5 protein-coding genes are annotated in these 3,420 nt (G+C 34.9%); all 5 read left to right on the forward strand.

The window, feature by feature from the left end:
* The first annotated feature begins 285 nt into the window (after positions 1-285).
* The 5 genes from AB3X49_RS19670 to AB3X49_RS19690 all read left to right on the forward strand — a co-directional run bounded on the left by AB3X49_RS19670 (position 286) and on the right by AB3X49_RS19690 (position 3,348).
* Entirely contained in the window at positions 286-630 is a 345-nt protein-coding gene (locus AB3X49_RS19670) for an ArsR/SmtB family transcription factor (RefSeq protein WP_012261209.1), read from the forward strand.
* Between the two features lie 29 nt (positions 631-659).
* Positions 660-1,175 carry an SRPBCC family protein gene (locus AB3X49_RS19675; protein WP_328057378.1) on the forward strand — a complete coding sequence of 172 codons (516 nt, stop codon included), beginning with the start codon at positions 660-662 and terminating at the stop codon, positions 1,173-1,175.
* Between the two features lie 90 nt (positions 1,176-1,265).
* Positions 1,266-1,646, forward strand: a complete 381-nt coding sequence (locus tag AB3X49_RS19680; protein WP_002033018.1) for a VOC family protein — start codon at positions 1,266-1,268, stop codon at positions 1,644-1,646.
* Positions 1,647-1,805: 159 nt separating this feature from the next.
* The gene (locus tag AB3X49_RS19685) at positions 1,806-2,393 is read left to right on the forward strand and encodes a GNAT family N-acetyltransferase (protein WP_103458759.1); all 588 of its coding nucleotides are present in this window, start codon (positions 1,806-1,808) and stop codon (positions 2,391-2,393) included.
* Between the two features lie 322 nt (positions 2,394-2,715).
* Positions 2,716-3,348: a YdcF family protein gene (locus tag AB3X49_RS19690; protein ID WP_367964208.1), complete on the forward strand. Its 633-nt coding sequence runs from the start codon at positions 2,716-2,718 to the stop codon at positions 3,346-3,348.
* Positions 3,349-3,420 lie beyond the last annotated feature (72 nt).

Consider the following 3,420-nt stretch of genomic DNA (forward strand, 5'->3'; position numbering starts at 1 on the left):
GTATTAAAAGTGTCAAAGCTTTCTTGGACCAAGTAAAAACAAAGCCTTCGCGAAAATCGTTCCAAAACCCACTGACTAAAGCATCACTTTATCGTAAAACATAGGTATGTGAAATGTTTTTAATCCATTTTTATTATTAAGTAACGATGTGGTATTACTTTAGTTTTTGAATATTTCTTGATGGGAATATTCCTCTTTGGTTATAATCGATTCAACAGGAAAATAATATTAGTGATGATATTGATGTGTTATAACCGGAGACCATCACTTAACGAGGTGAGTGATATGTCGGGGAAAATTCCGGGTGTGAATATGACGACGTTGAGCGCTTTATCTGAACCGAATCGTATGAATATCGTTGAACTCTTGCGTGACGGTCCCTTAACCGTTGGGGAAATCGCCGAACATTTGGGATTAAGGCAACCACAAACTTCGAAACATTTAAAAGTGTTAAGCGATACAGGGATTGTGGAAGTGCAGGCTGAAGCTAATCGCCGGATTTACAAGCTCCGACCTGAGCCTTTCCAAGCACTTGATTGTTGGGTGCAGTCATTTAAGCGTGTGATGGAAGAGAGATTCGATAATTTAGATGAGTATTTGAAGGAATTGCAAAAAAAGGAAAAGTTATAAAATTAGTTCATATTTAAGGAGGAATTAACATGTCAAACAATACAATGGTATCAAGAGTAGAGAACGATCGGGTATTGGTACTGGAGCGTGTTTTCGATGCACCGCGTGATCTTGTATTCAGTATGTTTAAAGAAGCAGAGCATTTGAAACACTGGTGGGGGCCAAGGGGCTGGGAAATTCCAACATGCACTGTCGACTTCCGTCCGGGAGGCGTTTGGCACTACTGTATGAAGTGTGTCGATCAGAACCTGGGGCAATTTTTTGGTATGGAATCATGGGGCAAAGGAGTTTATAAAGAGATTATTGAGCCAGAGAAAATTGTCTACACCGATTACTTTTCGGATGCTGAAGGCAATGTAAATGATTCTATGCCGTCAACCGAGATGACATTGGAATTCATCGATTTAGGTGGAAAGACAAAGCTAATAAACCGTGCTGAATATGTTTCCGAAGAAGCTCTTAAGACTGTTATGGACATGGGCATGCTACAAGGTATCACCGAAACTTGGGATCGTTTGAACGAGCGATTGGAGTCGCTGAAATAGATTTTTGTACCGCAACTTTATTTTCGGTGATAATTAGGTGTAAGTGTATGGAGTTTAATAAAAATTGTTTATAAAGGAGCGTTAAAATAAATGATTAATAATGTTGGTCAAATCATGTTGTATGTAAATAACCAAGATGAAGTGAAGGAATTCTGGACAGAAAAAGTAGGATTTATTGTAATTTCAGAGGAAGATAACGGTCAAGGAATGCGATGGATTGAAATTGCTCCAACTAAAGAAGCTGAAACAAGTATTATTCTCCATAATAAGGAGCTAATTGCTAAAATGCAGCCGGAGTTAAATCTTGGTACACCTTCTTTAATGTTCTTCTCAAAAGAATTCGATCGTTTATATAGTGATTTAGTAAACAAAAACGTTACAGTCGGAGAAATTGTAAATATGCCTTCAGGTAGAATATTTAATTTTGCAGATAGCGAAAATAATTATTTTGCGGTAATGGAAAAGAAGTAAATTTCAATTCAATTTATGAGTGCGATGCTTGAATAAAGGCATCGCATTTTTTATTTTAAAGATATATTTTATTCCTTAACATAAGTATAATTATATGTTCTTATATAACGATTAAACGGTAATAGAGTATGATATAGTTACAACAAAGGGGGCTTAAAAATGGAAGTAATTCACGAAAGAGCAAAGTTACGGTTAATGGATAGCAATGATGTCGAAAAAATGTTTTCAATCGTGGAAGGAAATCGAGACATTTGGGCGTATTTAATCTCTAAAATGGATACTGTTCAAGATATGCAGCAATATGTTCAAAAGGCGATAAAAGCTTATGGGGCAGGGAAGGATTTGCCATTTGTTGTTGTGGATCAAAAGACAAATGAAATAGTAGGGAGTACACGCTTATATAACATTTCAGTTGAAGATAAGACGGTGGAATTAGGGAAAACGTGGTATGACCCAAGTGTGCAACGTACGAGTATGAATACGGAATGTAAGTACATGTTATTACAATATGCTTTTGAAAAGTTGCATATGCGGAGGGTACAAATTAAGACGGATGCACGAAATGAAAAAGCACAAAGAGCAATTGAAAGACTCGGCGCAGTAAAAGAGGGTGTACTTAGAAACGAAAGAAAATTACCGAGTGGACATGTTAGAGATGCAGTTGTATACAGTGTAATTGCAAATGAATGGCCAGCTGTAAAGGAAAGGTTATTAGAAAAATTAGAGTCATATAAAGAAAAACGATAATTCATATTAAGAAAGGTGTATTGATCGTCAAGATGAAAAATATACCTTTTTTCTTACAAAACAGTTACTTCTTTTGTTTCATCATTCCATTATGATAAAAAATTCGTTACAATGTAGTTGTATGGTAATAAACTTATAAATTACACAAATGTAATGAAAACCGCAAACGAAAAATGAATTGATAATCCTCAATTTTAAATGAAAACCCTTTAATGCATATATATGATAAGGGAAATTCCTTCTTTTAAACAAATTCAAACAAAATGATTTGATATATACGTTTTTATATAGAAGTATGGATGATGTACGGAGGCAGTTATAAATGAAAGAAAATAAGAAAAGTAAGAAAAGAAGAATCTTGCAAGTATTCTTGCTTATGATTTGTTCTATTATGTTATATGTAAGTTATGCAGCTTACGATATTTGGAGTTATCGCTTTAAAACAGATGATGGTGTGAAGACAGATGCTGGTATCGTGCTGGGAGCAGCTTCATGGAACGGAAAACCATCTCCTGTATTTAAAGAAAGAATTAATCATGCAATTTCCTTATATAAGAACGGTAATATTAAAAAGATTATTTTCACAGGTGGTACAAAGTTTGAGGCAGAGCTTGAGGAAGCGCGTACTGCTAGAGTGTATGCACTGAAACATGGTGTGAAAGAAGAGGATATTCTAATTGAAACAAAATCCCTTTTCACAGAGGACAATTTAAAGAATGCAAAGCAAGTTGGAATAGAGAACGGAATACGCACATATACGATTGTGAGTGATCCACTTCATATGAAACGTGCAATGAAAATTGCAAAACATATTAAAATTGAAGCGTATGCATCACCAACTCCAACGTCAGCGTATAAAACGTTAGATACAGAAATCCCTTTCTTTTTTAAAGAATTATGCTCGTATATTGGATATGTAACCTCTTTGCCATTAAAGGCATTGAAAGGGGATTAATATAAGAAAAGAACCTATCTTTTTTATAGGAACTTTTCTTATTGTTCAAAAGCATTGTATTTTTATCGGAAT

This window comes from Bacillus sp. C30, from assembly GCF_040838255.1.
GTDB classification, from domain to species: Bacteria; Bacillota; Bacilli; order Bacillales; family Bacillaceae_G; genus Bacillus_A; species Bacillus_A mycoides.

Excerpts from the sequence above, each read along its gene's own strand:
- AB3X49_RS19670 (WP_012261209.1), top strand. The coding sequence starts at position 286 with ATGTCGGGGAAAATTCCGGGTGTGAATATGACGACGTTGAGCGCTTTA.
- AB3X49_RS19675 (WP_328057378.1), top strand. The coding sequence starts at position 660 with ATGTCAAACAATACAATGGTATCAAGAGTAGAGAACGATCGGGTATTG.
- AB3X49_RS19680 (WP_002033018.1), top strand. The coding sequence starts at position 1,266 with ATGATTAATAATGTTGGTCAAATCATGTTGTATGTAAATAACCAAGAT.
- AB3X49_RS19685 (WP_103458759.1), top strand. The coding sequence starts at position 1,806 with ATGGAAGTAATTCACGAAAGAGCAAAGTTACGGTTAATGGATAGCAAT.
- AB3X49_RS19690 (WP_367964208.1), top strand. The coding sequence starts at position 2,716 with ATGAAAGAAAATAAGAAAAGTAAGAAAAGAAGAATCTTGCAAGTATTC.